Consider the following 26,616-nt stretch of genomic DNA (forward strand, 5'->3'; position numbering starts at 1 on the left):
CAGTCTCCTGGAAAGGTCAGGATTCGAAGGCAGGCCCTGCGGCCTTGCCCATCAGGGGGGTTTTGCGGACTTCGCTGAAGTACATCCAGATCAGGGAGACCCAGACCACGCCGTACAGCAGCATGAAGCAGGAGGAACGCACACCGGTGAGATCGACCAGGGCGCCGAACAGGATCGGCAGGATGAAGCCGCCCAGACCGCCGGCCAGGCCGACGATGCCGGACACCACTCCCATGTTCTGCGGGTAGTCGTTGGCGATGTACTTGAACACCGAGGCCTTGCCGAAGGCCCAGGCGATGCCGACGATGAACATCAGCGCGGTAAAGGCCCAGGCGTTGAGGCCGAACGCGAAGGTCTTCGGCCCGCCGACGGTCTGGATGGTGAATTCGGTCTGCGGATAGGAGAGCAGGAACAGGCATACCCAGCTCACCCACATCACCCACCAGGTCACGCTCTGCGCGCCCCACTTGTCCGACATCCAGCCACCCACTGCGCGCAGCACGCCACCGGGCAGGGAGAAACAAGCAGCCAGCAGCGCGGCGGTCTGCAGACTGAAGCCGTACTCCTGGACGTAGTACTTGGTCATCCACAGCGCCAGGGCCACGTAGCCGCCGAAAACGATCGAGTAGTACTGGCAGTAGCGCCAGACTGCCGGATCCTTCAACGCCTTGAGCTGCTGACGCAGGGTGGCGCCGCCGCTGGCACGATGGGCCTTGTTCTCGCTGGTCAGAAACCAGAAGGCAAGCGCGGTGATGAACATGATCGCCGAGTAGACCTTCGGCACCATCTGCCAGCTGGCAGCGGCAATGATCGCCGGCGCGATGAACTTGGTCAGCGCCGAACCGGCGTTGCCGGCACCGAAGATGCCCATGGCAAAGCCCTGGTTCTGTTTGTCGAACCACTTGGCCACGTAGGCGATGCCGACCGAGAACGAGCCGCCGGCCAGGCCGACGAACAGGCCCAGGACCAGGAACTGCCAGTACTGGGTGGCTTCGGCGATCAGGTAGATCGGCAGCACGCAGACCAGCATCAGTACGAAGAAGACGATGCGACCGCCGAAGCGATCGGTGAGCATGCCCAGCGGCAGGCGTGACAGCGAACCGGTGAGCACCGGCGTCGAGGCCAGCAAACCGAACTGGGTTTCATTGAGCGCCAACAGCTCTTTGATGGGTACGCCGAGCACGGCGAACATCATCCAGATCATGAAACAGATGGTGAAAGCGACGGTACTCATCCCAAGTACCAGACCCTGCTGGGTATTCAACTTAGCCATGTCGGACTCCCCCGAACGATCGACCTGGCTGGCACGCTAGTGACGCAACGACCGAACTCCGTTGATGTGGGTCAAGAACGTTTTTCCGACCCGAGGGGTAAGCTTTACCGCCTACCACCTTCGAGGTAGTGGCGAGAACACACGGCAAATTCTTTATTTTCAAATACTTAACGATGCTCACCCCGGAGCGAGTGAGCGAAGCGGCGCCACAGAATTCTTTGGAGGTAGCGTGCGGATATTCCAGTGGATCAGGGAATCCCTGCCGGCCAGGTTCGGCGCCGCGGTATTGCTGATCGGTACCCTGGCGCTTGGCAGCGCGGTAAGCGCCGGACTGATTGCCTGGCTCAGCGAGGACGACGCACTGGCGATCAATACCGCCGGCTCCCTGCGCATGGCGATCTACAAGCTGAGCTGGAAACTGGAAGCCGGCGCGGGCAGCGAGGACATCCAAAAGCTCGGCAGTGATTTCCAGCATCGGCTGGAAAGCATCAACCTGACCCGCATTCTGAAAAGCGACCCGCAGTCGCCGCTCAACAGGGCCTACGCCAACCTGCACGAGCGCTGGCGCAGCCAGCTCTACCCGGCACTGGAACGCATCGACGCCAAGGCCTTTCACGCCAATGCCGATGATTTCGTCCAGCAGCTTGACCGTTTCGTCCTGTTGCTGCAGCGGCAAAGCGAGCGCAAACAGGGCTGGCAGCTGGCAATCCAGGGCACCGCCCTGTTCGTGACCGTAATCGTATTGATGATCGGCATGTACAGCCTGCAGAGCAGCGTGCTCACCCCCCTGCTGGAGCTGGTTCGTGCCACCGAACGCTTCCGCGCCGGCGACCTGAGCGCGCGGGTGGAATACCGTTCCGAAGACGAACTGGGCCGGATGGCCCACAGCTTCAACGCAATGGCCGACGCACTGGAGCAATCCCATCACATCCAGGAGAGCCGCGTTGCACAGAAGACCGCCCATCTGGCCCAGGCCAACGCGGCCCTCCAGCTGCTCTACAAGGGCAGCCACAGCCTGGCCAGCGGACCGGCAAGTGCCGACTCGCTGAACAAGCTGATCGACAGCTTCCAGAACCGTCTGCCGGGTCTGCGCCTGACCCTCTGCATGCATGGCGACCCCTGCCAGCCGGCAGAGCAACTGCTCGCCCTGCACGGCAGCCAGCTGCGCGAAATCTGCTCACCAAGCGACTGCGCCACCTGCACGCTGCAACACCGCCACAACGTGATGGCCTGCCCGGTGGTCAACCAGGGCAGCGAACTGGGTGAATTGCGCGCCGCCTTTGCCGATGGTCGCGCGCCGCAGCAGTGGGAGATGGAACTGATCGAGGCACTGGCCAACCTGATCGGTACCGCACTTTCACTGGAACGTCGTCGCGAGCAGGATCACCGCCTGCTGCTGTTCGAAGAGCGCGCCATCATCGCCCGTGAATTGCATGACTCGCTGGCCCAGGCGTTGTCGTACATGAAGCTTCAGGTCAGCAGGCTGCAGACACTGATCAACCGCAGGGAGTCGCCGGAAACACTGGGAAAGGTGACCGAGGAGCTGCGCGATGGGCTGAACAGCGCCTATCGCCAGCTGCGCGAACTGCTGACCACCTTTCGCCTGAAGATCCAGGAGGGCGGGCTGAGCAACGCCTTGCAGGACACGGCACGCGAATTTTCCGAGCGTGGGCAATTCCCGGTGCACCTGGCGGTCAAGGCACTGCCGTTCGATCTGTCGGCCAGCGAACAGATCCATCTGCTGCAGATCGCCCGCGAAGCGTTATCCAACTGCGCCCGCCATTCCGGCGCCAGCCAGGTGTGGCTCAGCCTGCAGCCCGCGGGGGCGCAGGTCGAAATGTTGATTGAGGACGACGGCTGCGGTGTTTCCGGGGCGACATCGACCAACGGCAGCACCACGGCCTGACCATCATGCTCGAGCGCGCCCGCCACCTGCACGGGCACCTCAGTATCGAACCCCGGGAGCCCAGGGGCACGCGTGTGCAACTGCATTTCGCGCCGGACTTTCTCGGCTGCGACCTCGAGAGACAAAACGCATGAACGACTCCCGCAACAGCATTCTGCTGGTTGACGACCATCCGATGATGCGTCGCGGCATGCGCCAGCTACTCGAACTGGAAGAGGACTTTGTCGTAGTCGGCGAAGCCAGCAATGGAGAAGAAGCCCTGCAGCGGGTTCCTGAGCTGCAGCCGGCACTGATCCTGCTGGACAACAACATGCCCACCCTCAACGGCATCGAGACGCTCAAACGCCTGCGTCAGGAGGGTTACGAGGGCAAGGTGCTGGTTTTCACGGTCTCCGATGCCGAGGAGGACGTGCGCGACGCGCTGCGCCTTGGCGCCGACGGCTACCTTCTCAAGGACATGGAACCTGAGCGGCTGATCGAGCAGATCCGTGAAGTGCTGCAGGGCGACCTGGTGGTCAGCCCGACGTTGGCGAGGGTCATGGCGCAGGCGCTGCGCGTCACGGCCAGCTCGCCGGAGGTCGACCTTACCGAACGCGAGCGTCAGGTGCTGAGGATGATCGCAGGCGGCAACAGCAACAAGATGATCGGCCGCAAGCTGGGCATCACCGAAGGCACTGTGAAGGTTCACGTGAAAAACCTGCTGCACAAGCTTGGCTTGCGTTCGCGGGTCGAAGCTGCGGTGTGGGCACTGGAAAACGAGCGCCTGCGAAGCTGAACCTCCGCGGGCTGGGCTGATCGCCCGGACCGAAAAATCGCAACAGGGCGGCTGTGCGCGACGGGCTTCGCATAACCGACGGACACCCACCGCCAACACTCGCTCCGCTTGATCAAGGTCATTGGCCGCCGGACCAGGCGCCCTATCGTCTGCTGCGACCTCGCTTGCCGGCCCGCTCGTCACGGGCTGCGACAGCGAACTGCCCAAACGAATCGAAGGAGTGCCCATGCTAAAGAAACTGTTGTCCGGTTCGCTGCTGATCTGCCTGTTGGCTGGCCTGCCGTGCCAGGCCGCTATCAGCGACGCCGAAGCCATCAACCGTGCCGGTCTGCAGCGCATGCTCAGCCAACGCATCGCCAAGAGCTATCTGATGATCGGCACCGAGACCCGCACCGAACAGGCCAAGGCGCAGCTCGACGCCAGCATCGCCAGCGTCGAAGAAAACAGCCAGCTGCTCAGCGAATATGCACCAAACACCACCATTCGCAATGGCGTGGCCGAAGCCGGGCTGGTCTGGCAGCAGTTCCGCGAGCAGGCGCTGGGGGCACCGCAAAAGGCCCGGTCGCTGGAAGTCGTCCGCCTGGCGGAACGCTTCCTTGACCAGAGCGAAGCGCTGGTGCAGCGGATCGAACAGCACAAGGGGACCCAGACTGCGAAATTGGTCAACCGTAGCGGCCGCTTGCGCATGCTCAGCCAGCGGATCGCCATGCTCTACCTCGCGCTCAGCTGGAAGCTGCCGGATGCCGACCTGCAGCGTAAATTCACTGCGGCTGTGGATGAGTTTGACAAGGGGCTGGCTGAACTACAGGGGGCCAGGCAAAACACCGAACAGATCAATGACCGGCTTGTGCAGATCAGCAATCAGTGGCGCTTCGCTCGCGCCGGGTTCCAGCTGGCCGACGACTCGCGTTATGTCCCGACGGTAATCGTGACCACCAGCGAGTCTCTGCTGACAAAGCTCGAAGCGCTGACGGCCGACTATGCTCGACTGGCCCAGACGACGAACTGAGCCCGGCAACATGGTGCTGCCAGCCTCAGAAAGATGAATTGCTACGGCGCAACGGCGCCGGCATTGGCTCGGCGGTCTCGCCAGGCTCTGCACGAACGTCACCCAGGCGAAAAGGCTTTGGCGGCTCGTCAACCAGTCGGTGGGTCGGCGGCTCGGCCCGCTCTTCCGGTGCGTCAGGTTCCCCTGAACCGCGCAGCCGTAACAAGGCCAGCGCGGCCAGCACGGCGGCAATCACACGATAGAGCAGCGAGGCCAGGTCGAAGCCGACCAGGGAACTTCCGTCGAGCCACAACGAACCGAGTCGTCCGGCGACCAGCGCCAGCATGGTGATCACCAGCATTACCAGCGCGGCCCTGGCCCGCTCAGGCGCCTGGATGGCCCAGAGCAGGAACAGCGCCAGGCCAAGCTGCAAACCGCCGTAATAAACGCGCATATGACTGACCGATGCGGTCTCCATCAGCAGCATCCCGTTCAGATTGGCCATCTCGTAGGGACGCAGCCAATAGGCGAGACTGAAGCCAATCATGATCAGGGCCTGAGCGACCAGAACGAAACGGGCAAAACGCATCGAAGACTCTCCTGATAGCGGCTCCGCACCACGATGGTCATCCGACCGAAACGACCCCTTTTGGTTCGCTCGACACATCCGGCAGAAGCGTCCGTGTTATTCACATACAGCCGCAGGCTTGGGCCCACCCCGGCGGGAGGCTATGCTGCGCGCAACACCCTTGGAGAACCCACCATGCGCCGTCTGTTACTTGCTACCGCCTTGTTCGCCAGCCTCTCCCATGCTGCCGAACCCATCGCCATCGATGTGCACCGCGACGCCAATTGCGGATGCTGCAAGGCATGGATAGACCATCTCGAAACCAACGGCTTCAAGGTGAACGATCACGTCGAAGCCGACATGGCCGCGGTCAAGGCCCGCCTTGGCGTGCCGCACCGCTTAGGGTCCTGCCACACCGGCGTCATCGACGGCAAGTTCGTCGAAGGCCACGTGCCGGCTGCCGACATTCTCAAGCTCCGGTCGCAACCGGAGCTGATCGGTGCAGCGGTGCCAGGCATGCCGATGGGCTCTCCCGGTATGGAAATGGGTGACCGCAAAGACCCTTACCAGGTGATCGCGGTGGACAAGGAGGGCGAGCAGTCGGTTCTGGCCGACTATCCAGCGAACCGGTAGAGCACCTGGCATCCATTCGCTAGTGAATTTGCGGTCCAAAGCGCAGGTCTGACCAGAAATATATAACTGGCGGAAGGATGCAGGCATGCGTTGGAAGAAGGCTCGTCGCAGTGACAATGTGGTAGATGCCCGTGGTCGTAGCGGGGGCCTCGGCGGCGGTCGTCTGAGCCTGGCCGGCGTTGCCATCGTGGTGGTGATCGGCCTGCTTTCCGGTCAGGATCCGATGCAGATTCTCGGGCAGCTGGCTGACCAGTCTGGCCAGGCGCCCAGCCAACCGAATAGCACGCCCGCGAACGGCGATGATCCTCAGGTTGCCTTCGTACAGGCGATTCTGGGTGATACCGAGGATACCTGGCGTGCATTGTTCCAGCAGTCTGGCGACCAATACCGTGACCCCACGCTCGTGCTGTTCCGCGGCGGTGTCAGCTCCGCCTGTGGGTTCGCCAACTCCGCGACTGGGCCGTTCTACTGCCCTGGCGACCGGCAGGTGTACCTGGATCTGCAGTTCTTTGACGAAATGGCGTCACGCTTCTCGGTAGCAGGGGATTTCGCTCAGGCTTACGTGATCGCCCACGAAGTCGGCCATCATGTTCAGACGCTACTGGGCGTCTCGCAGCAAATGCAGGCTGCGCGCCAGCGCGGTACGCGTATGGAGGGTGATAACGGCCTGCTGGTCCGACAGGAGCTACAGGCCGATTGCTTCGCGGGGATCTGGGCATACCACGCGCAGCAACGCCACGACTGGCTCGAAGAAGGCGATCTGGAGGAAGCATTGAACGCCGCCAATGCCATCGGTGACGACCATCTGCAACAGCAGAGCCAAGGCCGGGTGGTGCCCGATGCCTTTACTCACGGCACCTCGGCGCAGCGGGTCAGGTGGTTCCGCGCCGGCTTCGAAAGCGGCGAGCCTGCGCGCTGCGACACGTTTCAGGCAAACCGGCTCTAAGCCCTCAAGTCGTTTCCGTCAGCCAATGGTAAATCGGTGCGTCGGCATCGCTCTGCACCCTCACCTGAGCGCTATGGCGCAGACGTACCAGCAACCGCTTGCCCGCGGCTGCGCTGCCGCTCAGGGCTTCAAGCTCAGCCAGCAACTGCGGGCCATCCATGCTTCCCGCCTGGCGCAGGAGTCCTTGAGCTTCGAGCCAGAGCGAATCGGGACCGGTCGCCTCGGACGCCGACGCTGGCTGCACGTTGACGCTCAGGGGCAGCTGCCTGGATAGCTGCGCCCAATCCTGATCATCCACTTCGATGCTGAGGTCGACTGGCCATTCGCCGACCTGGCCACGAATTCGAATCATGTTCAACCCTCCGGGACACCGACCAGCATGCTCCATGCCGAAAGCGCACTGGCCAGCCGCAGTCTATATTTGTTATAACGTAACTAACTGATGTCGCTTTGGAGATCATTATGCGCCACCTGCTGCTTGCCTTGCCCCTCGCCTTGCTGCCCGGCTTCGCGCTGGCCGCCGAACACCACGATCATGATCACAGCCAGCATGACAGCCTGGGCGCACATGAGCATGGCGCCGCCGAGCTGGACGCCGCCCTCGAGGGATCCGCACTGGAGATCGAACTGCGTAGCCCGGCCATGAATCTGGTGGGTTTCGAACATGCGCCGAGCAGCGAGGCGGATAAAGCCAAGATTGCCAGCGCGCGTAAACAACTCGAACAGCCTGCTCCTCTGTTCGGCCTGCCGGCGGCCGCGGGATGCACCATGGCTCAAAGCGAGCTGGAAAGTCCGTTGTTCGAAGGCGAAGTCCATGAGCATGAGCACGAACACGAACAAGACGGCCAGCACAGCGAAATCCACGCGCATTACAGGTTCGAATGCGCCACGCCCCAGGCACTGACAGAGCTCGATCTGCAGGGCTTGTTCAAGGCTTTCCCAGGCACCGAGAAAATCCAGGCACAGCTGATCGGCCCGAACGGTCAACGCGGCGCGCAGCTCAGCGCCAGCCAGCCAAGCGCAGCGTTCTGAATGATCGCTGCCTGCCGATGCCAAGCCTGGCGCAGTAAACTCCCGGCTCGCCTGTAACGGATCATCTGGATGACCGCACCGCTGCTTGAACTTCATCAACTCGGTTTCGCCTGGCCTGGCCAGGCCGAACTGCTGGATATTCCAAGCTTTAGCCTCGAGCCAAACCAGAGCCTGTTTCTCAAGGGGCCCTCAGGGAGCGGCAAGACCACCCTGCTCGGGCTGATCGGTGGAGTGCAGAAAGCCAAACGGGGCACGGTCCGCCTGCTCGGCACCGATCTCGCGGCGCTTTCTGCCGGCGCGCGGGATCGTTTTCGCGTCGATCACACCGGTTATATCTTTCAGCAGTTCAATCTGCTGCCCTTCCTTTCGGTCGCGGAAAACGTCGGTTTGCCGTGTCACTTCTCCCGGACCCGCACTGAGCGCGCATGTCAGCGGCACGGCAGCGTCGCTCAGGCGACTGCCAGCCTGCTCTCGCATCTTGGTCTGTCTCGCGACATGCTCGACCGGCGTGCCGAAGCGCTATCGATCGGCCAGCAGCAACGTGTCGCTGCTGCACGTGCGTTGATCGGCCAGCCAGAGCTGGTCATCGCCGACGAGCCGACCTCGGCGCTCGACGCCGATACGCGGGAAGCCTTTTTGCGACTGCTGTTTGCCGAGTGCAAGGAGGCAGGTTCAAGCCTGCTGTTCGTCAGCCACGACCAGAGTCTGGCGCCCCTGTTCGATCGCAGCCTGTCACTGGCGGACCTCAATCGCGCCGCCCGCACCCTGGAGGTCTAGGCCATGTACCTGTTGCGACTGGCCTTGGCGAGCCTGAACAACCGCCGCTTCACTGCCCTGCTCACGGTTTTCGCCATCGCGCTGTCGGTGTGCCTGTTGCTCGCGGTCGAACGGGTTCGCACCGAAGCCCGCGCCAGCTTCGCCAGCACCATCAGTGGTACCGACCTGATCGTCGGCGCCCGCTCCGGCTCGGTGAACCTGCTGCTGTATTCGGTGTTCCGCATCGGCAACGCCACCAACAACATTCGCTGGGACAGCTTCGAGCACTTCGCCGGGCACCCGCGGGTCAGCTGGGCCATTCCGATTTCCCTGGGGGACTCCCATCGCGGCTATCGGGTCATGGGTACCAGCAGCGCCTACTTCGAACACTACCGCTACGGTCGTAAACAACCCCTGCAGATTGCCGAAGGCCGCCCCTTTGCTGATGACCCGTTCGAAGTGGTCCTCGGCGCCGAGGTAGCAGACGCACTGAAATACAAACTGGGCGACGAGCTGGTACTGGCGCACGGCGTCGCCACGGTCAGCCTGGTCAACCACGACGACAAGCCGTTCCGTGTCGTGGGCATTCTCCAGCGCACCGGCACCCCGGTCGATCGGACGCTGCACATCAATCTCGCCGGCATGGAAGCGCTGCATATCGACTGGCAGAACGGCATGCCGGCCCGTGGCGCCGCTCGCATCGACGCGGAGCAGGCGCGGCAGATGAAACTGCAGCCCGGACAGATCACCGCCTTTATGCTCGGTCTGAACAGCAGGATCGCGACCTTCACCCTGCAACGGGAAATCAACCAGTATCGTGACGAGCCGCTGCTGGCGATCCTGCCAGGCGTTGCGCTACAGGAGCTCTGGAGCCTGATGGGCACGGCGGAGAAAGCGCTGTTCGTGGTGTCCCTGTTCGTGGTGCTGACGGGGCTGATCGGCATGCTTACCGCAATTCTGACCAGCCTCAACGAGCGCCGCAGGGAGATGGCCATCCTGCGTTCGGTGGGGGCTCGGCCCTGGCATATCGCCGGACTGTTGATACTCGAAGCGTTCAGCCTGGCGCTGGCAGGTGCTTTGTTCGGTCTCTTGCTGTTGTATGTCGCTATCGCGGTGGCGCAGGGGCCGCTACAGAGCCACTATGGCCTTTACCTGCCGCTGGCCCTGCCGAGCGCCTATGAGTGGTCATTGCTTGCGGGCATACTGCTGGCCGGGCTGCTCATGGGCAGCGTGCCGGCCTGGCGCGCCTACCGGCAGTCCCTGGCCGACGGCCTGTCGATCAGACTATGAGGATTTCCATGTCTCGCCTGCTGCTTGCCGCCCTGCTTGCCCTCGCGGCGCCCTTCGCTGCTGCCGATATCCGAGAATTGCAATGGTCTGACCTGATCCCGGCAAACGCTCCGCCGCCGCCACCGCCGGTAGCGATTCACGATATGTCGCAGCTGGCCGATGCACTCGCTGCCGAAGCAGGTCCGGCTGCCGCTCAGCAGTCGCCCGCCGAGCCGGTGGTCGATGAACTCGATGGCGTTCAGGTCAAGCTGCCGGGCTATATCGTGCCGCTGGACACGGGCGATGACGGGAGGGTGACGGAGTTTCTGCTGGTGCCCTACTTCGGTGCCTGCATCCACGTGCCGCCGCCACCCTCCAACCAGATCGTGCATGCCACCAGCAAGACTGGGGTGAAGGTGGATGAGCTGTACCAGCCGTTCTGGATCGAAGGGCCGATGAAGATCGAGCACACCAGCAGCGAACTGGCCGAAGCCGGCTACCGCATGGATGCTCAGAAGATCTATTTGTACGAACTGGAGTGATGCGGTTGCGGCCAATGAAGGGCTAACGACTCGAGCCTCACCTGGAGACAAGCAACGCCCTGCCCTGCCCGGACTGCGCCTTCACGGCGCTTTGACCCGGCGCAGCCTTGGTCTTTCACCTCACCGTACGCTTGCAACCTGACGCTGACGCTGGCGTTCGAAACTCAGCTCGCCTTCGGCCCACTCGCGCCAGGAGCGAACCTTGCGCCGCTCGGCACCCGCGCGCTCGGCTTGCTTCAGCGCATCGAGGCCGGCCTGCCAGCGGGCCTGTTCCAGCTCAAGCTGAGCCACGTTGAGCCAGAACTTGGCGCTGCCGGACTGCGTCGCCAGGTTGCGATAGATCTGTGCAGCCTCATCGCGCTCACGGGCTTGCCACCAGAGCATGCCCAGGCGCTCACGGCGCTTGGCATCACTGGGTAGCAGGTTCGAGTCGAGCATGCCTTTGAGCAGTTTCGCGCCCTGCCACGGCTGCCCCGCCGCGCCGGCCAACAGCACCAGATTGTCCAGTTCCGTTTCGTCGAAACGCAGCCCCTTGATGTGGGCCGCACGCAGCGTAGCGAGCGCCTTGTCCTGATCGCCAGCCATTTGCTGCAAGCCCGCCAGCTGTCGCCAGCTCTTGGCTTGATCGGGCTGCCTGGCTAGCAGGCGACGCTGCCAGCGCTCGGCGGTCTCGTAACGCTTCAGTTCGGCATTGCCGGCCACGAGAAATTGCAACCAGGTGTCCGCTGCGTCGGGGTTGGCCTGGACGTAACGCTCGGCCAATGGCAACGCCTTGGTATGCTGCCCGAGGCCCTGGTAGGCCTGGACGAGCATCTGCAATACCTCTTCGCTCGCATTTGATGACGAGCCCAGCAAGCTGATCACCTTGGCGTAACGTCGCTCGGCAAGGTTCAGTTTTGCCAGGTTGAGCTTTTCTGTCGGTAGCATCGTCTCATCGAGCTTGCCGCTCGTGACTGCTCTGTCGAGCAATTCGAGCGCACGACGATTCTTACCTTCAGCCCAGGCCAGGTAGGCGCCGCTTCGCCATAGAAGAGCCTCCTCCAGGCTGCCCGCCTTGGGCTCTGCCTGCTTGAGGGCTCGATGCGCTGCACCGTAGTCACCTTTTTCCTGTGCGCTCCGGGCGCGCTCCAGCGCTTTGAACACGGCTGGGTCGATGCTTTGCGCCGCTTGTGCCGATACGGCGAACAACAATGAGATCAATAACAGCAGACGTGGCATGTCAACGTTCTCCTTGCAGGCGGAAGTGCAGGGTTTTCACGGCTTCGCGAGATACCGCCGAGCCGTTCTCGGTGCGCGGCGCAAAGCGCCAGCGAGCGGCAGCGCGGCGCGCTTCCCGGTCGAACACATTGGGCGGTGATGCTTCCAGCACCCGGATATTCTCGACCTTGCCCGCTGCGGTGATGGTAAAGGCCAGCTTGATATGGCCCTCGATCCCGCGCTGACGCGCCCGATACGGATACTCGGGCCGCACATCGTTGAGCGGCATGACCTCTTGCTCAGGCCCGGATTGTGAGGCGGACTCCACTGCTGCCGGGGCAGGCGGTGGAGCTGCGGGCGCAGCCGCGGTCAGTCCGGCAAGGCTGGGCGCGGGAGCACTGGCGACCGAAACCCCTGTGGTGATGTTTGGTAAGGGCAGATTGAGCTTGGGCAGGTTGGCACTCGGGCTGGCCATGCTCGGTGTCGGTGGTGTCGGGGGCTGCGGAGTCTTTGGTTGGGGCGGTTGTGGCGCTTGCTGGCGTGAGCGTGTCGCGGTGCTTTCGTTACGCGTGTCCGCCCGAACGAAGTTGGCGATCGCGATGGGTTCGTCGGTCACCTCGCTTCGTGGTGGATTGACCATGCTCAGCATCAGCGCGAACAACAGCAGCGCCACCACACAGGCGGCGATGAAGGACAACCCGACACGGGTCAGCCTACGGACCATCACTGCGCTCCCGAACTGGCTGCGAGCGCTACGTCCTGGACGCCGGCCAGACGTGCCTGGTCCATGACCTGGACCACCAGCCCGGTCCGGGCATCCTGATCAGCCTGGACCACCACTGCACCTTCAGGCTGGTCGACGCGCATGCGTTCGACATGGGCCCGCACGCTGCGTACGTCCACAGGCTGCTTGTCGATCCAGACCTGGCCGTCCGCCGTGACGGCAATCAGAATGTTGCCCTTGTCCTGAGCACTGGCGGTGTCGGCCTGGGGTCGCTGAACCTCGACACCGGATTCCTTGATGAAGGAGCTGGTGACGATGAAAAAGATCAGCATGATGAAGACCACGTCGAGCATCGGCGTCAGGTCGATGCCGGTGTCTTCTTCCTGCTGGTAATGGTGACGACGCATACGCATCCGTTAATCCTCAGTCATGACGCAGCTGGTCGGCCAGCCGGTCGAGAGCCTGGCGCGAGATACGTTCGAGACGCGCCAGGCTAAACAGTCCAGTGATGGCCAGTACCATGCCGGCCATGGTTGGCAGGGTCGCCTGCCAGACGCCCGCGGCCATGCCACGGGGGTTGCCGGTACCGTTGAGCGCCAGCACATCGAATACGGCGATCATGCCGGTGACGGTGCCGAGCAGCCCGAGCAGCGGGTACATCGCGACCATGGTCTTGCTCATCCGCAGCGGTCCGGAAAGCTGTTGCTGCGCCTGCGCCAGCCAGGCACTGCGTACCGCACGCTGCCAGCTGCCGGGTTCGTTGGGTAGTTTCCCCCAGGCCTGGCGCCGGGCCTCGACCCAGCGAGGGAATACCCTGCGCATGAACCAGAGCCGCTCGAATACCAGTGTCCAATAGAGCACGCACAAGGCCGCCAGCGCCCACATCACCAAGCCGCCCGCCGCCATGAAGTCGAGCAGTGCGTAGGCGCTGTCAACCAGACGCAGCCATTGGCCGTGCAGATCAGTCACGACGAGGAGTTCCCGACAGATGCAGCGCGATCAGCCCGGCGCTTTGCTGCTCGAGCAGCTGGATCAGCGCCTTGCTGCGACTGGCCAGCAGGCTGTGCAGGAACAGCAGCGGTATCGCGACCACCAGGCCCAGTACCGTGGTCACCAATGCCTGCGAGATACCGTCGGCCATCAGTCGGGAATCGCCGCCCCCGCTCTGAGTAATCGCCTGGAAGGTCACGATCATGCCAGTGACGGTGCCCAGCAGCCCCAGCAGCGGCGCAACAGCACTGAGCAGCTTGAGCAGTGGCTGACCGCGCTCGAGCGGCGGCGTCTCCTGCAGAATCGCCTCGTCGAGCTTGAGTTCCAGAGTCTCCAGATCCGCCAGCTGAGGCTTCGGCCCGAGCACGCCGATGATGCGGCCCAGCGGGTTGTCGCTACGCGGCTGATCGAGCTCGCGCACCTGCCGGCTGACCGCACGGTTGACACGCGCCAGATAGACCATCCGCCAGATCGCCAGCAACAGACCGACGACGCCAAGCACAAGGATCACCCACCCCACCAGACCACCTTGTTGAACGCGATCCCACAACTGTGGCTGGCGCTGCAACTGGGCCAGCAGCGAACCGCGACTTGGATCGATTGGCAGGGTAGCCAGAGCACCGTCGCCGCTCAGGTAATCATCGACCATGCCCATCCCGTGAGGCTGGCGGGCCGGGGTCAGCAGCTCGCCGGCACCACTGTCATAGCGCAGAAAGTTGTCGTCACTGAACGCCGAGAAATTGCCGACACGCAAAACGGGTTTTTCACTGCGCTGACCATCGACACCCACCACGGGCAACTCAACGCGCTCGACCTGCCCACTGGCCGTGAGGTCTTCGAGCAGGGTCATCCAGAAGCTATCGAGGTCCTCCGCCGACGGCAGCGTGCGGCTTTCAGCCAATGCCTTGAGACGCTGGAGGCGCTCCGGATACTGGGCATTAAGCAGCGCATCCTGCCATTGACCGGCAATATCTCCGGCGCTCTGCCTGACCACGCCGAACAGCTCGCCGAGGTGCCCGACACGCTGCGCCAGCAACTTCTCCTGCTCGGCCAGTTCGGCTTCCTGCCGATCGAACTCAGCCTTCAAACGTTCTGATTCAGCCTTCTGCTGCTCAAGTGCAGCATTGGCCTCGGCAAGCAATCGCGCCTGCTCACTGCGATTTTGGACGAACGCCTTTTCACGGCTTTGCATGGCATCGACTTCTGCGGCGCGCTCGCTGCGAATACGCTGCAGCAATTGTTCCGGACTCAGCGGCTCGGCAGCCTGCACGAAGGCAGGCAACAGCCCAATGAGCAGCAAGGTCAGCAAACGGTTCATTGCACAGCCTCCTTGGCCAGGGTCTTCACCGGCAGTTCGAGCCAGGTCGGTGCCTGCTGTTGACGAGCGATGGCAATCGCCTTGGTGATCGGGCGGCGGGCACTGCCGTCCAGCACCTCCCACGCATGGGTATTCGGGTTCCACCAGCCGCTCTCGTGCGCATCCAGCGTCTGGTAATAGAGCATGGTGCGTCCCAGCCGCAGGAACTCGACGCTGCGGGTACCGCCCTCGACCGGCAACTCACCCCGCCAGGCCTCCAGGGTACGACCGTAGTCGCTTTCGATCTGATAGGCCTCGAGGATGCGGCGATATTTCTCAGCCAGGCTGACATCTGCCCGCCCCTGCATGTCCTGCAGGCTGGCCAGGCGATCGGCGCGCTCCTCGGGGAGGAAAGGCAGATCTGCCGCTATGAACTGCTCAAGCACCTCGATCATCCGCCCCATCTGCGGCGCCACGGCTTCCTGGGTACGTTCGATGCTGTCCAGCTGGCGCTGAAAACCATCCAGTTCCTTGCGTTGCGCTGCGGTGAGCTCGACCAGTTGCTCGTTGTAAGCCTTAAGCGCCTCAGCCTGCTGAACAGCATTGCGGTAATCCGCGAGCATCTGCCGAGTCGCATCATCGAGCTGCTCGATGCGCGCCTGCGAAGCCTTGGCTTCAGCGGCAAGTCGCTGGCTTTCGTCTAGCGCGGCGTCCAGCGGAGCCGCATTGAGCGGCAAGCATAACGACAACAGCACGCCTGCTAACAAGCGAGTCGGGTACTGATTCATGCGGGGCGGATCCTCGATTCACGGCAGCTTCAATACGTTATGTTATAACGCATTGAGATAAATTACACAGCTGATCCTTCAACCGCGGCACTTATCTGACACCGCTGCGGTTCAGAAAGAGAAACATTATCATCCGCAACCAGAACACAAAGCAACCTGATCGAACAGGCGAAACGCAGGCAGGAACTTTATTGAGCTGGATCAAAATGGGCCTGAGGCAGGGCTCTACCATGGGCGCCAACGCAACACCCCATGTCTCGATGGAGTTCGAATATGTGCAAGACCCTGTTTACCGCATCCTTGCTGGCCGTGGCGCTCGCGGCTCCCTTCGCCCAGGCCCATCAGGCTGGTGATGTCATTGTTCGCGCAGGTGCGATTACCGTTGATCCTCATGAGGACAGCGGCGACATCTGGGTGGGCGCGCTTTCAACGAGCGTCTCGGGCACCAAGGCTACCTTGGACAGTAACACCCAGCTTGGTCTGAACTTCGCATACATGGTCACCGACAAGGTCGGAATCGAGCTGCTCGCAGCGAGCCCTTTCAGCCACGACGTCGGTGTCGCTGGAATGCCTGGCGGCTTCGCCACACTTAACGGCAAGCTTGGCGAGCTGAAGCATCTGCCGCCGACTCTCAGCGTCGTCTACTACCCGCTGGAAAGCGGGTCTGCATTCCAACCCTACGTCGGCGCGGGCGTCAACTACACTTGGTTCTTCGACGATAAGCTCAGCAGCGAAGCTGAGGGCAAAGGTTTTAGTGGCCTCGATATGAAAGATTCCTGGGGCCTGGCTGCGCAAGTTGGCATGGACTACATGTTGACCGAGAACATGATGGTCAACGCCCAAGTTCGTTATATCGACATAGACACCACTGGCACCACTAGCTTCGGCGGTGCAAAAGTAAAGGTCGACGTGGACGTCGATCCCTTCGTCTACATGGTCGGTCTCGGTTACAAGTTCTGAGTCATTGGCACAGACAAATCCCAGACAAGACAAAGGCGCCACTCGGCGCCTTTTCTATGCCCACGAAAAGAGCTATGGAGCTAACAATCTCGCCAGACCGTCACGCATGCCGGTAGCAGGCTCTGGCAAACGATAGCGCTGCAGCAGCCGCCTATTATTAGCGCGCGAATGACGTATGTCCCCCTGCCGCGCCGCCTGGTATTTCACCTCAGGCAAGCCGCCCAGCACGTCGCCAACCGCATCGAGCAGCTGGTTCAGCGAGGTCGCCTGGTTCAGACCTACATTCACGGCGCCTTCCTGAGCCATGGACGACTCCAACGCCTGTACCAGAAGCTCGACGAGATCACCGACGTATACGAAGTCTCGTGTCTGCTCGCCATCGCCAAACACGGTGATGGGCAGGCCTTTCTGCGCGCGCTCGGTGAAAATGCTGATGACACCAGAATAAGGCGAAGACGGGTCCTGGCGCGGACCATAGATATTGAAGAATCGGAAGACTACCGGCTCCAGCCCATGCTGCCTGCGATAAAACTCGAGGTAGTGCTCACTCGCCAGCTTGTCGGCCGCATACGGCGTCAGTGGCGCCTTCGGCGTGTCCTCGTCAATGGCCTGGCCTTCGCCATTATTGCCGTAGACCGCAGCACTGGAAGCGAAGACCACACGACGAATACCCGCTTCGCGCATCGCCTCGCAGAGGTTCAAGGTGCCGATCAGATTGCTCTGATGCGTACCGAGCGGATCATCGACAGATGCCTGTACGGACGCCACCGCTGCCAGATGCACCACCGCCCGGCAGCCAAGGACCGCGCGCCGAACAACGTCAGCGTCCGCGACGTCCCCCTCGATCAGCTCTATGCGCCCATCGTCAGGAAGATTGCTGCGCTTACCGGTTGAGAGATTATCCAGCACCCGCACCTGGCTGCCGCGGGCAACAAGCGCGTCGACAAGGTTGGAGCCGATGAATCCCGCACCTCCCGTAATCAGGATCGGTAGGTCAGCCATGGCGATAGTAACGCTCCAGAAGCATTGGTAACCCGGCTCGCCAAGCTCGAGGCTTGATGCCGAATGTGTTGAAGATCTTCTTGCAGGCCAGCACGCCGTGCTGCGGCTCGTCTGCCGCATCCAGACACTGTGCATGAGCAACGGCGTTGAGGCTTTGGACTTCGAGCCGGCGATGGTGAGAGGCCTCGGCAAGCAGTGCCTGTCCTACAACCAAGGGGGTCGCGGCCTCATGCCCACCATAATGGTAGGTCCCCCAAAGCGGCGCCTGGCAGTCAAGCTGTTTCAGCACCGCAAGGATCACCCGGGCCGCGTCTTCCACCGGCGTCGGGTTGCCGCGACGATCGTCGGCGAGAAACAACTCTTCGCCAGCCTCGAGACGCTGCAGGAAGCGCCCGAGCAAACCGCTCGGACTATCGTCAAGCAACCAGCCGAATCGGAGCAATACATGACGCGGGCAGAGCGCACGAACACTTTGCTCGACACGCCAGAGCATCCTGCTTCGTCCATCGAGCGGCGCGACCTCGTCCCTTTCGCTGTATGCCGTCGTACGCGCGCCATCGAAGACGCGGTAACTGGAAGGTTGCAACAGTACGAGTTCATGGTACTGGCAAAGCTCGGCCAAACGCTCTACCGCTCGCTCCTGGCCGGCCAGCATCTGACCATCCACATGGCCGCTTTGAAACCAGTCGAAGTAGTAGGCGAGATTGATCACCACATCCGGGCGGCTCTGATCAAGCAGATCGGTAAGCGTCGCCGCGTCCCAGCCCCCCTCGGGCGGTCGGGGGGCAAGAAAGCCAATGTCTTCCTCGGCACCGAGGCGGATAAGCGCCTGACCCAGGGCATTACCGCCGCCCAACAGCATCAGGCGCATTCGCATGGTATGTCCTAGAACGGAATGTCGTCGTCGAAGCTGTCGTAGTCTGGTGCAGGCTGCTGAGCGGGTTGCGGCTGAGCCTGTGGACGTGACTGCTGTTGCGGCTCACGCTGAGGACGCGGCTGCGATTGACGCGGAGCATCATCGGAACTGCCTCCCCGCCCGCCGAGCAGCTGCATGGTGCCGCCCATGTCTACCACCACCTCGGTGGTGTAACGCTTCACACCGTCCTTCTCCCATTCGCGGGTCTGGAGACGACCTTCGATGTAGCACTGCGAGCCTTTGCGCAGATACTCACCGGCGATCTCTGCAACCTTGCCGAACAGCACGACGCGGTGCCACTCGGTGCGCTCCTGCTGCTGACCGGTTTGCTTGTCCTTCCAGCTGTCAGTGGTAGCCAGCGTGATGTTGGTCACCGCATTGCCATTGGGCAGGTAGCGGGTTTCCGGGTCGCCGCCAACATTGCCGATCAAGATGACTTTGTTCACCCCTCTGGCCATGGGTAACTCCTTTGCTGAATGGTTTTCTAGTTGGCGCGTAACGAACTTCCACGAACGGGGAAACGGCCAGTGACCGGCAATCTTACATTACCGCCCCACACTGGCCAACCGGCGCGACCGGATGACGGCGGACCGCAGCACCACCGGACGCACAGTGGTCAGGCGACCAGCCTATCCAGCTCGGCCCGATCCAATAGCTTCATGTCCACCTTGAGGTAGGCAGCGGCCTCCTCGACGATAACCACGGCATCCGATACGCCAGGAACGGCAAGCATCTGCTCCGCAAGCAAGGGGTTTAGCGCAGCATCGGGCGAAAGCGGCAGGCGAAGACCGGTGACATAGGGCGGCTCGCGCATGCTCCAGGTCGTCATGAACCACAACGCGCACAGAGCAGCACAGCCGGCAAAAACCAGACCCAGGCCGCCCTGCTGATAGAAGAAGCCTCCGAGAACACCGCCAAGGCCGGAGCCCAGGAACTGGCTCGTCGAATAGATACCCATTGCCGTCCCCTTGCCGCCCGCCGGTGCCACCTTGCTGATCAGCGAGGGCAACGAGGCCTCCAAAAGGTTGAACGCGATGAAAAACACGATCATGCCGCCGACCAGCGACCAAAGCCGATCGCCGAACCACCAGAAAAACAGTTCCGCCAGCACCAGCACTGCCACGGCGCCAAGCACAACACGCCTCATCTGACGCTTTTTTTCGCCATAGATGATAAACGGCACCATACCGAAGAAGCCTACTACCAGCGCAGTGAGATACACCCACCAATGCTCGTCCTTGGGCAGCGCCGCTTCATTCATCAAGGCTAGCGGTAGCGCCACGAAACTGGCCATCAGAACGGCATGCAGCACAAAAATACTGAAATCCAATCGCAACAGATCGGGATGTCGCAACGTCACGCCGAGTGCCTGGCTGGCCACGCCGGATTCCCGATGCCGGATATGCTCGGGCGCTCGCGGCAGTGCTGCAACAACCAGTATCCCCAGAAGCGCCATCCCAGCCGTGACCCAGAACAGGCCGGAAAGCCCGAAAGCGCTCGTCAAAAGCGGCCCTACAACCATCGCGACGGCGAAGGAAACACCGATACTCATGCCAATCATTGCCATCGCCTTGGTACGGTGTTGTTCGCGCGTGAGATCGGAGAGCAGCGCCATCACCGCCGCCGAAATCGCGCCCGCCCCCTGCAGGATGCGTCCTGCAATCACCGCCCAGATGGAGTCCGCCGTTGCGGCGAGCGCTGCGCCGACGGCAAAGATCAACAAGCCGAAATAGATCACCGGAAGGCGGCCGATACGGTCCGATAACATGCCGAAGGGAATTTGCAGCACCGCCTGGGTCAAACCATAAGCACCGATGGCCAGACCAATGAGTGCCGGCGTAGCGCCTTGAAGATCCATACCATAGGTCGCCAGGACAGGCAGAACCATGAACATGCCGAGCATGCGAAACGCGAAAACCAACGCAAGTCCTGAGGCTGCACGGGTTTCGCTAGCGCTCATGCGCTCGCTGTAAGGATCCTGCATGGGGGGTCTCGCTTGAATGAACCGGCGGCGATTCTAGCAGTCATCCCCTGCTCGGCACAGGCGCGCTATTTTGCCGCTATCTAGCTCCCGGCCGTATAATTTCGGGTTTTCGCCCGCCAAGCGAGGCTGCTTTGGACAAGATTCTGATTCGTGGGGCTCGAACCCACAACCTGAAAAACATCGACCTGACCCTGCCCCGCGACAAACTGATCGTGATCACCGGGCTGTCAGGTTCCGGCAAGTCCTCGCTAGCCTTCGACACGCTGTATGCCGAAGGCCAGCGTCGTTATGTCGAATCCCTTTCGGCATACGCCAGGCAGTTCCTGTCGATGATGGAAAAGCCGGACGTCGACACGATCGAAGGCCTCTCTCCGGCCATTTCGATCGAGCAGAAGTCGACCTCGCACAACCCACGGTCTACCGTGGGCACCATCACCGAGATCTACGACTACCTGCGACTGCTCTACGCCCGCGTCGGCACACCCCGCTGCCCTGACCATGACGCACCGCTCGAGGCCCAGACTGTCAGCCAGATGGTCGACCAGGTTCTGACGCAGCCGGAAGGGCGCAAGCTGATGCTGCTCGCCCCGGTGATTCGCGAGCGCAAAGGCGAGCACCTGGCCGTCTTTGACGAACTACGCGCCCAGGGCTTCGTTCGAGCCAGGGTCAACGGCAAGCTCTACGAATTGGATGAGCTGCCTAAACTGGATAAACAGAAGAAGCATTCCATCGACGTCGTGGTGGATCGTTTCAAAGTGCGCGCCGACCTTCAGCAGCGACTGGCCGAATCCTTTGAAACGGCCCTGAAGCTGGCGGACGGCATCGCCCTGGTGGCCTCGATGGAAGAGGATGACAGCAGCGATGAACTGATCTTTTCGGCGCGCTTCGCCTGTCCTATCTGCGGGCACTCGATCAGCGAACTCGAGCCCAAGCTGTTTTCCTTCAACAACCCGGCCGGTGCCTGCCCGACCTGTGACGGCCTGGGGGTCAAACAGTTCTTCGATGCCAAGCGCCTGGTCAATGGCGAGCTGACGCTGGCCGAAGGGGCCATACGCGGCTGGGATCGGCGCAACGTCTATTACTTCCAGATGCTCGGCTCGCTGGCCTCGCATTACGGATTCAGTCTCGATGACCCCTTCGAATCCTTGCCGCCCGAACAGCAGAAAGTCGTGCTACGGGGCAGCGGTCGCGAAAACGTGGACTTTCGCTATCTGAACGACCGCGGCGATATTGTCAAACGCTCTCACCCTTTCGAAGGCATCATCCCTAACCTTGAGCGTCGCTATCGGGAAACCGAGTCCAACACGGTTCGCGAAGAGCTTGCCAAGTATCTTTCCACGCAGCCCTGCCCCGAATGCCGTGGGACTCGCCTCAGGCGGGAGGCGCGCCATGTGTGGGTCGGCGACAAGACCTTGCCGGCAGTGACTGGCCTTCCAATCGGAGAGGCCACCGAATACTTCGGCGGGCTTTCGCTGACCGGTCGTCGCGGAGAGATTGCCGACAAGATTCTCAAGGAAATCTGCGAGCGGCTGCAGTTCCTGGTCAATGTCGGGCTCGACTATCTCACCCTCGACCGCAGCGCCGATACCCTCTCTGGAGGGGAGGCACAACGCATCAGACTTGCGAGCCAGATCGGGGCAGGACTAGTCGGAGTGATGTACATCCTGGACGAACCCTCCATCGGTTTGCATCAGCGTGACAATGAACGCCTGCTGGGTACGCTTCGGCATCTGCGCGATATTGGCAACACGGTGATAGTGGTCGAACACGATGAAGACGCCATCCGTCTTGCCGATTACGTGGTGGACATAGGCCCCGGCGCGGGAGTGCACGGCGGACAGATCGTCGCTGAGGGTACGCCCGACGAGGTCATGGCCAATCCTGCCTCGCTGACTGGCGGCTACCTTTCTGGCCGCGTCAAGATTGCCTATCCCGCCGAGCGGACGGCTCGCGACCCGGCCCGCTTGCTCACGCTTAAGGGCGCGCGGGGCAACAACCTGCGTAACGTAGACCTTGAGATTCCCGTTGGTTTGCTTACCTGCATCACTGGCGTATCCGGATCGGGCAAGTCGACCCTGATCAACAACACGCTATTCCCCATCACGGCGACCGCCCTCAACGGAGCCACGACCCTCGAATCCGCGCCTCACGATTCGTTCGATGGGCTACAACATCTCGACAAGGTGGTTGATATCGACCAGAGCCCCATCGGCCGCACACCACGCTCGAACCCGGCGACCTACACGGGCTTGTTCACCCCAATCCGGGAACTGTTCGCCGGTGTGCCAGAAGCGCGATCGCGCGGCTACGGCCCTGGCCGCTTCTCGTTCAACGTCAAAGGTGGTCGCTGCGAAGCATGTCAGGGCGATGGCGTGATCAAGGTGGAGATGCACTTCCTGCCAGACATCTACGTGCCCTGCGATGTCTGCAAGGGCAAGCGTTACAACCGTGAAACATTGGAAGTGAAATACAAGGGTAAGAGCATCACTGAAGTGCTGGACATGACGATCGAGGAAGCCCGTGAGTTCTTCGATCCTGTGCCCGCCGTAGCGCGAAAGCTCCAGACATTGATGGATGTAGGGCTGTCCTATATCAAGCTTGGCCAGAGCGCGACCACTCTTTCGGGCGGCGAAGCCCAACGCGTCAAGCTTTCCCGAGAATTATCCAAGCGAGATACAGGCAAAACGCTCTACATACTCGACGAGCCGACGACTGGCCTTCACTTCGCCGATATTCAACAGCTGCTCGACGTACTGCATCGCCTGCGGGATCACGGCAACACCGTGGTGGTTATCGAACACAACCTGGATGTCATCAAGACGGCGGACTGGCTTGTAGATCTAGGCCCCGAAGGCGGTTCGAAAGGGGGGCAGATCATTGCGGTGGGCACCCCAGAGCAGGTTGCGCAGATGCAGCAGTCCCATACCGGCCACTTCCTCAAACCGTTGCTGGAGCGCGATCGAGCGTGAGCCAGAGAAAGCCGGGCTCGAGCCCGGCCTTCATTGTCGAAGTCAACCGATCTCGTTAGGGTCGATGCCCAGGCCCTGCGCAACCCCCGCGCCATAGGCAGGGTCAGCCCTGAAGAAATGCCGTAACTGCCGCAGCTGGACGTCGCGGGAGACCGGCTTCATGGCTCCTACGATATTGCCTATCAGCAACGCCTGCTGCTCGGCATTCATCAGGCGAAACAACGCCCCCGCATGGCTGTAATAATCGCCGTCCGCCCGATGGTCATATCGATCGGCAGCGCCATTGAGCGCCAAAGCAGGCTCGGAAAACTGCAACATCTCTTTTGGCGCAGCAGCGTAGCTGTTCGGCTCGTAATTCGGCGCCGAACCACCATTGCCGTCGAACCGCATGGCACCATCTCGTTGATAATTCTGGTAGGGACAACGAGGGGCATTGACCGGCAGCTGCTGATGGTTGGTCCCGATGCGATAGCGTTGCGCGTCCGCATACGCAAAGACGCGCACCTGAAGCATCCTGTCTGGAGACAAGCCGATACCCGGCACCAGATTACTTGGCGCGAATGCGGCCTGCTCGACCTCGGCAAAATAGTTCTCGGGGTTCCGATTCAGCTCCAGCACACCAAGCTCGATCAGCGGAAACTCTTTCTGCGACCAGGTTTTAGTGACATCGAACGGTTTTTCCGCTCGCTCCGCTGCCTGCGCTTCACTCATCATCTGAATGCACATGCGCCATTTCAGAAAATCGCGGCGATCGATGGCATCTAAGAGGTCTCGCTGAGCGTAATCCGGGTCACTGCCTGCCAGACGCGCGGCCTCAGCAGGAGCAAGATTCTTGATGCCCTGCAGGCTCTTGAAGTGGAACTTCACCCAGGTCCGCATCCCTTGTGCATTTACCAAGCTGAACGTATGACTGCCGAAACCATGCATGAACCGGTAACCGTCCGGAATGCCGCGATCGGAAAACAATATGGATACCTGATGCAGCGCCTCGGGCGAGTGCGACCAGAAGTCCCTCATCATTTGAGGGCTCTTGAGGTTGGTCCAGAGGTCACGCTTTGGGTATGGATGAAGTCAGGGAACTTCAGCGGATCGCGCAGGAAGAAGACCGCGTGATGTTACCAACGATGTCCCGGTTACCTTGTTCGGTATAGAACTTGACTGCGAAACCGCGTGGATCTCGCTCGGTGTCAGCCGACCCTCGTTCGCCGCCCACAGTAGAAACCGCAGAAACAGAGACGTCTGCTTGCCAACCGCATCGAACAGGTTGGCCGATGTATATCGGGATACATCAGAAGTGATGGTCAACGTACCGTACGCGCCTGATCCTTTAGCATGGACGCGCCGCTCCGGAATGACCTCCCTGTTGAAATGTGCGAGTTTCTCAACGAGGTGGAAATCTTCAAGCGGCAGCGGCGCGCGAGAGCCAGCTGAGCGGGAATTCTGATTTCTGCCACTGGCGCGCCAGCGGCAGTGGTGAGGGGAATGGCTTTACTCATCGAAGATCTCCTGAAGTGGCCGATTGGCTGGCTTGCGGAGACTTTAAGCGGAACGACGGCTCTCGACTTTTTATCGATAGAAGAAGGCTGATAGCTAGAACCTAACGATAAGACGCAAAAAGCCGGGCAGAGCCCGGCTTTTTCAAAGCAAACGGATCAACGCTTACTCGGCAGCTTCAACCTCGCCAGAAACCGGACGGTCTACTAGCTCGACGTATGCCATAGGAGCGTTATCACCCGCGCGGAATCCGCACTTTAGGATCCGCAGATAGCCGCCTTGACGGGTGGCGTAACGCGGGCCCAGATCGCTGAACAACTTACCGACGATCGCTTTCGAACGCGTGCGGTCAAAAGCCAGGCGACGGTTGGCAACGCTGTCTTCTTTGGCCAGGGTGATCAGCGGCTCGGCGACGCGACGCAGCTCCTTAGCTTTAGGCAGAGTAGTTTTGATCAGTTCGTGCTCGAACAGCGACACCGCCATGTTTTGAAACATAGCCTTACGGTGTGCGCTTGTGCGGCTGAGATGACGGCCACTTTTACGATGACGCATGATTGAAATTCCTTACCAAACGATCAGTTCGGTGACTAGGGACGATCAGGCCGTAGCCTTATCGTCCTTCTTGAGACTTGCCGGCGGCCAATTATCGAGACGCATGCCAAGGGACAGACCACGAGAGGCCAGAACATCTTTGATTTCGGTCAGAGACTTCTTGCCCAGGTTCGGTGTTTTCAACAGCTCGACTTCGGTGCGCTGGATCAGATCACCGATGTAATAGATGTTTTCTGCCTTGAGGCAGTTTGCCGAACGAACGGTCAGCTCCAGGTCATCGACTGGACGCAACAGGATCGGATCGATCTCGTCTTCCTGCTCGACGACAACAGGCTCACTGTCACCCTTGAGATCGACGAACGCAGCCAACTGCTGTTGCAGGATGGTCGCGGCACGGCGAATAGCCTCTTCGGGATCCAGCGTACCGTTGGTTTCCAGATCAATGACGAGCTTGTCCAGGTTGGTGCGCTGCTCAACACGAGCGTTCTCAACTACATAAGCAACGCGACGAACCGGACTGAAGGTTGCGTCGAGCTGAAGACGGCCGATGCTGCGGCTTTCATCTTCATCACTCTGCCGCGCGTCAGCTGGCTCGTAACCACGGCCGCGAGCGACCTTGAGCTTCATGTTGATCGAACCATTAGCCGCCAGATTGGCGATCAAGTGATCGCCATTGACGATTTCGACATCGTGATCCAGCTGGATATCGGCAGCGGTAACAGCGCCCGCGCCCTTCTTCACCAGGCTCAAGGTCACTTCATCACGGCCGTGCAGCTTGATGGCGATACCTTTGAGGTTGAGCAGGATTTCGATTACATCTTCCTGCACGCCCTCGATTGCGCTGTACTCGTGGAGCACACCGTCGATCTCAGCCTCGACTACAGCGCAGCCGGGCATGGAGGACAACAGAATGCGACGCAGCGCGTTGCCCAGGGTGTGGCCGAAACCACGCTCGAGAGGCTCGAGTGTGATCTTGGCGCGGGTCGGACTGACCACCTGCACATCGATATGGCGGGGGGTCAGGAACTCATTTACCGAACTCTGCATGGATACAC

Annotated in this window: 25 protein-coding genes and 2 pseudogenes; 11 read left to right on the forward strand and 16 right to left on the reverse strand. The window is 61.3% G+C overall.

The window, feature by feature from the left end:
• Positions 1 to 16 precede the first annotated feature (16 nt).
• Positions 17 to 1,273, reverse strand: coding sequence for an MFS transporter (locus AC4LFW_RS15055; RefSeq protein WP_491819915.1), 1,257 nt, complete (start codon positions 1,271 to 1,273; stop codon positions 17 to 19).
• A gap of 235 nt (positions 1,274 to 1,508) precedes the next feature.
• Here AC4LFW_RS15055 and AC4LFW_RS15060 point away from each other — a divergent pair.
• The 3 genes and pseudogenes from AC4LFW_RS15060 (at position 1,509) to AC4LFW_RS15070 (ending at position 4,963) form a co-directional block, all read left to right on the forward strand.
• Positions 1,509 to 3,313, forward strand: a pseudogene (locus AC4LFW_RS15060) (HAMP domain-containing protein).
• Positions 3,310 to 3,954, forward strand: coding sequence for a two-component system response regulator NarL (gene narL, locus AC4LFW_RS15065; protein WP_491819916.1), 645 nt, complete (start codon positions 3,310 to 3,312; stop codon positions 3,952 to 3,954). Before AC4LFW_RS15060 ends, narL begins: the two are co-directional and overlap by 4 nt.
• Positions 3,955 to 4,180: 226 nt before the next feature.
• The gene (locus AC4LFW_RS15070) at positions 4,181 to 4,963 is read left to right on the forward strand and encodes a type IV pili methyl-accepting chemotaxis transducer N-terminal domain-containing protein (RefSeq protein WP_491819917.1); all 783 of its coding nucleotides are present in this window, start codon (positions 4,181 to 4,183) and stop codon (positions 4,961 to 4,963) included.
• A gap of 25 nt (positions 4,964 to 4,988) precedes the next feature.
• On the opposite strand, the gene AC4LFW_RS15075 is transcribed toward AC4LFW_RS15070, so the two are convergent.
• Entirely contained in the window at positions 4,989 to 5,531 is a 543-nt protein-coding gene (locus AC4LFW_RS15075; protein WP_491819919.1) for a DUF4345 domain-containing protein, read from the reverse strand.
• Positions 5,532 to 5,705: 174 nt separating this feature from the next.
• Between AC4LFW_RS15075 and AC4LFW_RS15080 the strand changes: the two genes are divergently transcribed.
• The gene (locus AC4LFW_RS15080) at positions 5,706 to 6,143 is read left to right on the forward strand and encodes a DUF411 domain-containing protein (protein ID WP_491819920.1); all 438 of its coding nucleotides are present in this window, start codon (positions 5,706 to 5,708) and stop codon (positions 6,141 to 6,143) included.
• Between the two features lie 85 nt (positions 6,144 to 6,228).
• Entirely contained in the window at positions 6,229 to 7,089 is an 861-nt protein-coding gene (gene ypfJ / locus AC4LFW_RS15085; RefSeq protein ID WP_491819921.1) for a KPN_02809 family neutral zinc metallopeptidase, read from the forward strand.
• Positions 7,090 to 7,093: 4 nt separating this feature from the next.
• On the opposite strand, the gene AC4LFW_RS15090 is transcribed toward ypfJ, so the two are convergent.
• Positions 7,094 to 7,441: a hypothetical protein gene (locus AC4LFW_RS15090; protein ID WP_491819922.1), complete on the reverse strand. Its 348-nt coding sequence runs from the start codon at positions 7,439 to 7,441 to the stop codon at positions 7,094 to 7,096.
• A gap of 110 nt (positions 7,442 to 7,551) precedes the next feature.
• Between AC4LFW_RS15090 and AC4LFW_RS15095 the strand changes: the two genes are divergently transcribed.
• The 4 genes from AC4LFW_RS15095 to AC4LFW_RS15110 all read left to right on the forward strand — a co-directional run bounded on the left by AC4LFW_RS15095 (position 7,552) and on the right by AC4LFW_RS15110 (position 10,688).
• Positions 7,552 to 8,121, forward strand: a complete 570-nt coding sequence (locus AC4LFW_RS15095; protein WP_491819923.1) for a DUF2796 domain-containing protein — start codon at positions 7,552 to 7,554, stop codon at positions 8,119 to 8,121.
• 69 nt (positions 8,122 to 8,190) lie between these two features.
• Positions 8,191 to 8,898: an ABC transporter ATP-binding protein gene (locus AC4LFW_RS15100; RefSeq protein ID WP_491819925.1), complete on the forward strand. Its 708-nt coding sequence runs from the start codon at positions 8,191 to 8,193 to the stop codon at positions 8,896 to 8,898.
• Between the two features lie 3 nt (positions 8,899 to 8,901).
• The gene (locus tag AC4LFW_RS15105) at positions 8,902 to 10,167 is read left to right on the forward strand and encodes an ABC transporter permease (RefSeq protein ID WP_491819927.1); all 1,266 of its coding nucleotides are present in this window, start codon (positions 8,902 to 8,904) and stop codon (positions 10,165 to 10,167) included.
• A gap of 8 nt (positions 10,168 to 10,175) precedes the next feature.
• Positions 10,176 to 10,688, forward strand: a complete 513-nt coding sequence (locus tag AC4LFW_RS15110; RefSeq protein ID WP_491819928.1) for a DUF3299 domain-containing protein — start codon at positions 10,176 to 10,178, stop codon at positions 10,686 to 10,688.
• Positions 10,689 to 10,808: 120 nt separating this feature from the next.
• Here AC4LFW_RS15110 and AC4LFW_RS15115 read toward each other — a convergent pair whose 3' ends face one another.
• From AC4LFW_RS15115 to AC4LFW_RS15140, 6 genes are read right to left on the reverse strand one after another with little or no spacing between them, the layout of a single operon-like run.
• Positions 10,809 to 11,906, reverse strand: coding sequence for a tetratricopeptide repeat protein (locus AC4LFW_RS15115; protein WP_491819930.1), 1,098 nt, complete (start codon positions 11,904 to 11,906; stop codon positions 10,809 to 10,811).
• 1 nt (position 11,907) lies between these two features.
• Positions 11,908 to 12,609 (reverse strand): energy transducer TonB, encoded by a 702-nt coding sequence (locus AC4LFW_RS15120; RefSeq protein ID WP_491819931.1) that lies wholly within the window; start codon positions 12,607 to 12,609, stop codon positions 11,908 to 11,910.
• Positions 12,609 to 13,022: an ExbD/TolR family protein gene (locus AC4LFW_RS15125; protein WP_491819932.1), complete on the reverse strand. Its 414-nt coding sequence runs from the start codon at positions 13,020 to 13,022 to the stop codon at positions 12,609 to 12,611. The genes AC4LFW_RS15120 and AC4LFW_RS15125 overlap by 1 nt, the downstream gene beginning before the upstream one ends.
• A gap of 10 nt (positions 13,023 to 13,032) precedes the next feature.
• A complete protein-coding gene (locus tag AC4LFW_RS15130; RefSeq protein ID WP_491819933.1) occupies positions 13,033 to 13,578 on the reverse strand; it encodes a MotA/TolQ/ExbB proton channel family protein in 546 nt (181 codons plus the stop codon).
• Positions 13,571 to 14,917 (reverse strand): MotA/TolQ/ExbB proton channel family protein, encoded by a 1,347-nt coding sequence (locus AC4LFW_RS15135; protein ID WP_491819935.1) that lies wholly within the window; start codon positions 14,915 to 14,917, stop codon positions 13,571 to 13,573. The genes AC4LFW_RS15130 and AC4LFW_RS15135 overlap by 8 nt, the downstream gene beginning before the upstream one ends.
• Entirely contained in the window at positions 14,914 to 15,684 is a 771-nt protein-coding gene (locus tag AC4LFW_RS15140; protein WP_491819937.1) for a DUF3450 domain-containing protein, read from the reverse strand. The genes AC4LFW_RS15135 and AC4LFW_RS15140 overlap by 4 nt, the downstream gene beginning before the upstream one ends.
• Positions 15,685 to 15,957: 273 nt before the next feature.
• Between AC4LFW_RS15140 and AC4LFW_RS15145 the strand changes: the two genes are divergently transcribed.
• Positions 15,958 to 16,644, forward strand: a complete 687-nt coding sequence (locus AC4LFW_RS15145) for an OmpW/AlkL family protein (protein ID WP_491819938.1) — start codon at positions 15,958 to 15,960, stop codon at positions 16,642 to 16,644.
• A 72-nt stretch (positions 16,645 to 16,716) separates the two neighbouring features.
• On the opposite strand, the gene AC4LFW_RS15150 is transcribed toward AC4LFW_RS15145, so the two are convergent.
• From AC4LFW_RS15150 to AC4LFW_RS15165, 4 genes are all read right to left on the reverse strand, one after another.
• Positions 16,717 to 17,646: an NAD-dependent epimerase/dehydratase family protein gene (locus AC4LFW_RS15150; protein WP_491819940.1), complete on the reverse strand. Its 930-nt coding sequence runs from the start codon at positions 17,644 to 17,646 to the stop codon at positions 16,717 to 16,719.
• Positions 17,639 to 18,523, reverse strand: a complete 885-nt coding sequence (locus AC4LFW_RS15155) for a sugar nucleotide-binding protein (protein WP_491819941.1) — start codon at positions 18,521 to 18,523, stop codon at positions 17,639 to 17,641. Before AC4LFW_RS15155 ends, AC4LFW_RS15150 begins: the two co-directional genes overlap by 8 nt.
• A gap of 8 nt (positions 18,524 to 18,531) precedes the next feature.
• Positions 18,532 to 19,020 carry a single-stranded DNA-binding protein gene (locus AC4LFW_RS15160; RefSeq protein ID WP_491819942.1) on the reverse strand — a complete coding sequence of 163 codons (489 nt, stop codon included), beginning with the start codon at positions 19,018 to 19,020 and terminating at the stop codon, positions 18,532 to 18,534.
• Between the two features lie 158 nt (positions 19,021 to 19,178).
• Positions 19,179 to 20,546, reverse strand: a complete 1,368-nt coding sequence (locus AC4LFW_RS15165) for an MFS transporter (RefSeq protein WP_491819944.1) — start codon at positions 20,544 to 20,546, stop codon at positions 19,179 to 19,181.
• 131 nt (positions 20,547 to 20,677) lie between these two features.
• Between AC4LFW_RS15165 and uvrA the strand changes: the two genes are divergently transcribed.
• Positions 20,678 to 23,515 carry an excinuclease ABC subunit UvrA gene (uvrA, locus tag AC4LFW_RS15170; RefSeq protein WP_491819946.1) on the forward strand — a complete coding sequence of 946 codons (2,838 nt, stop codon included), beginning with the start codon at positions 20,678 to 20,680 and terminating at the stop codon, positions 23,513 to 23,515.
• A 42-nt stretch (positions 23,516 to 23,557) separates the two neighbouring features.
• On the opposite strand, the pseudogene AC4LFW_RS15175 reads toward uvrA, so the two are convergent.
• The 3 genes and pseudogenes from AC4LFW_RS15175 to AC4LFW_RS15185 all read right to left on the reverse strand — a co-directional run bounded on the left by AC4LFW_RS15175 (position 23,558) and on the right by AC4LFW_RS15185 (position 26,608).
• Positions 23,558 to 25,011: pseudogene (locus AC4LFW_RS15175) on the reverse strand (catalase).
• A gap of 163 nt (positions 25,012 to 25,174) precedes the next feature.
• On the reverse strand, positions 25,175 to 25,561 hold the full coding sequence (gene rplQ, locus AC4LFW_RS15180; RefSeq protein WP_491819947.1) for a 50S ribosomal protein L17: 387 nt from the start codon (positions 25,559 to 25,561) through the stop codon (positions 25,175 to 25,177).
• 45 nt (positions 25,562 to 25,606) lie between these two features.
• Positions 25,607 to 26,608, reverse strand: coding sequence for a DNA-directed RNA polymerase subunit alpha (locus AC4LFW_RS15185; protein WP_003289187.1), 1,002 nt, complete (start codon positions 26,606 to 26,608; stop codon positions 25,607 to 25,609).
• Between the last annotated feature and the right edge of the window lie 8 nt (positions 26,609 to 26,616).

This window comes from Stutzerimonas sp. C6.4V (assembly GCF_058536345.1).

Coding starts and splice junctions, on each gene's coding strand:
- AC4LFW_RS15055 (WP_491819915.1), bottom strand. CDS start 1,273: ATGGCTAAGTTGAATACCCAGCAGGGTCTGGTACTTGGGATGAGTACC.
- narL (WP_491819916.1), top strand. CDS start 3,310: ATGAACGACTCCCGCAACAGCATTCTGCTGGTTGACGACCATCCGATG.
- AC4LFW_RS15070 (WP_491819917.1), top strand. CDS start 4,181: ATGCTAAAGAAACTGTTGTCCGGTTCGCTGCTGATCTGCCTGTTGGCT.
- AC4LFW_RS15075 (WP_491819919.1), bottom strand. CDS start 5,531: ATGCGTTTTGCCCGTTTCGTTCTGGTCGCTCAGGCCCTGATCATGATT.
- AC4LFW_RS15080 (WP_491819920.1), top strand. CDS start 5,706: ATGCGCCGTCTGTTACTTGCTACCGCCTTGTTCGCCAGCCTCTCCCAT.
- ypfJ (WP_491819921.1), top strand. CDS start 6,229: ATGCGTTGGAAGAAGGCTCGTCGCAGTGACAATGTGGTAGATGCCCGT.
- AC4LFW_RS15090 (WP_491819922.1), bottom strand. CDS start 7,441: ATGATTCGAATTCGTGGCCAGGTCGGCGAATGGCCAGTCGACCTCAGC.
- AC4LFW_RS15095 (WP_491819923.1), top strand. CDS start 7,552: ATGCGCCACCTGCTGCTTGCCTTGCCCCTCGCCTTGCTGCCCGGCTTC.
- AC4LFW_RS15100 (WP_491819925.1), top strand. CDS start 8,191: ATGACCGCACCGCTGCTTGAACTTCATCAACTCGGTTTCGCCTGGCCT.
- AC4LFW_RS15105 (WP_491819927.1), top strand. CDS start 8,902: ATGTACCTGTTGCGACTGGCCTTGGCGAGCCTGAACAACCGCCGCTTC.
- AC4LFW_RS15110 (WP_491819928.1), top strand. CDS start 10,176: ATGTCTCGCCTGCTGCTTGCCGCCCTGCTTGCCCTCGCGGCGCCCTTC.
- AC4LFW_RS15115 (WP_491819930.1), bottom strand. CDS start 11,906: ATGCCACGTCTGCTGTTATTGATCTCATTGTTGTTCGCCGTATCGGCA.
- AC4LFW_RS15120 (WP_491819931.1), bottom strand. CDS start 12,609: ATGGTCCGTAGGCTGACCCGTGTCGGGTTGTCCTTCATCGCCGCCTGT.
- AC4LFW_RS15125 (WP_491819932.1), bottom strand. CDS start 13,022: ATGCGTATGCGTCGTCACCATTACCAGCAGGAAGAAGACACCGGCATC.
- AC4LFW_RS15135 (WP_491819935.1), bottom strand. CDS start 14,917: ATGAACCGTTTGCTGACCTTGCTGCTCATTGGGCTGTTGCCTGCCTTC.
- AC4LFW_RS15140 (WP_491819937.1), bottom strand. CDS start 15,684: ATGAATCAGTACCCGACTCGCTTGTTAGCAGGCGTGCTGTTGTCGTTA.
- AC4LFW_RS15145 (WP_491819938.1), top strand. CDS start 15,958: ATGTGCAAGACCCTGTTTACCGCATCCTTGCTGGCCGTGGCGCTCGCG.
- AC4LFW_RS15150 (WP_491819940.1), bottom strand. CDS start 17,646: ATGGCTGACCTACCGATCCTGATTACGGGAGGTGCGGGATTCATCGGC.
- AC4LFW_RS15155 (WP_491819941.1), bottom strand. CDS start 18,523: ATGCGAATGCGCCTGATGCTGTTGGGCGGCGGTAATGCCCTGGGTCAG.
- AC4LFW_RS15160 (WP_491819942.1), bottom strand. CDS start 19,020: ATGGCCAGAGGGGTGAACAAAGTCATCTTGATCGGCAATGTTGGCGGC.
- AC4LFW_RS15165 (WP_491819944.1), bottom strand. CDS start 20,546: ATGCAGGATCCTTACAGCGAGCGCATGAGCGCTAGCGAAACCCGTGCA.
- rplQ (WP_491819947.1), bottom strand. CDS start 25,561: ATGCGTCATCGTAAAAGTGGCCGTCATCTCAGCCGCACAAGCGCACAC.
- AC4LFW_RS15185 (WP_003289187.1), bottom strand. CDS start 26,608: ATGCAGAGTTCGGTAAATGAGTTCCTGACCCCCCGCCATATCGATGTG.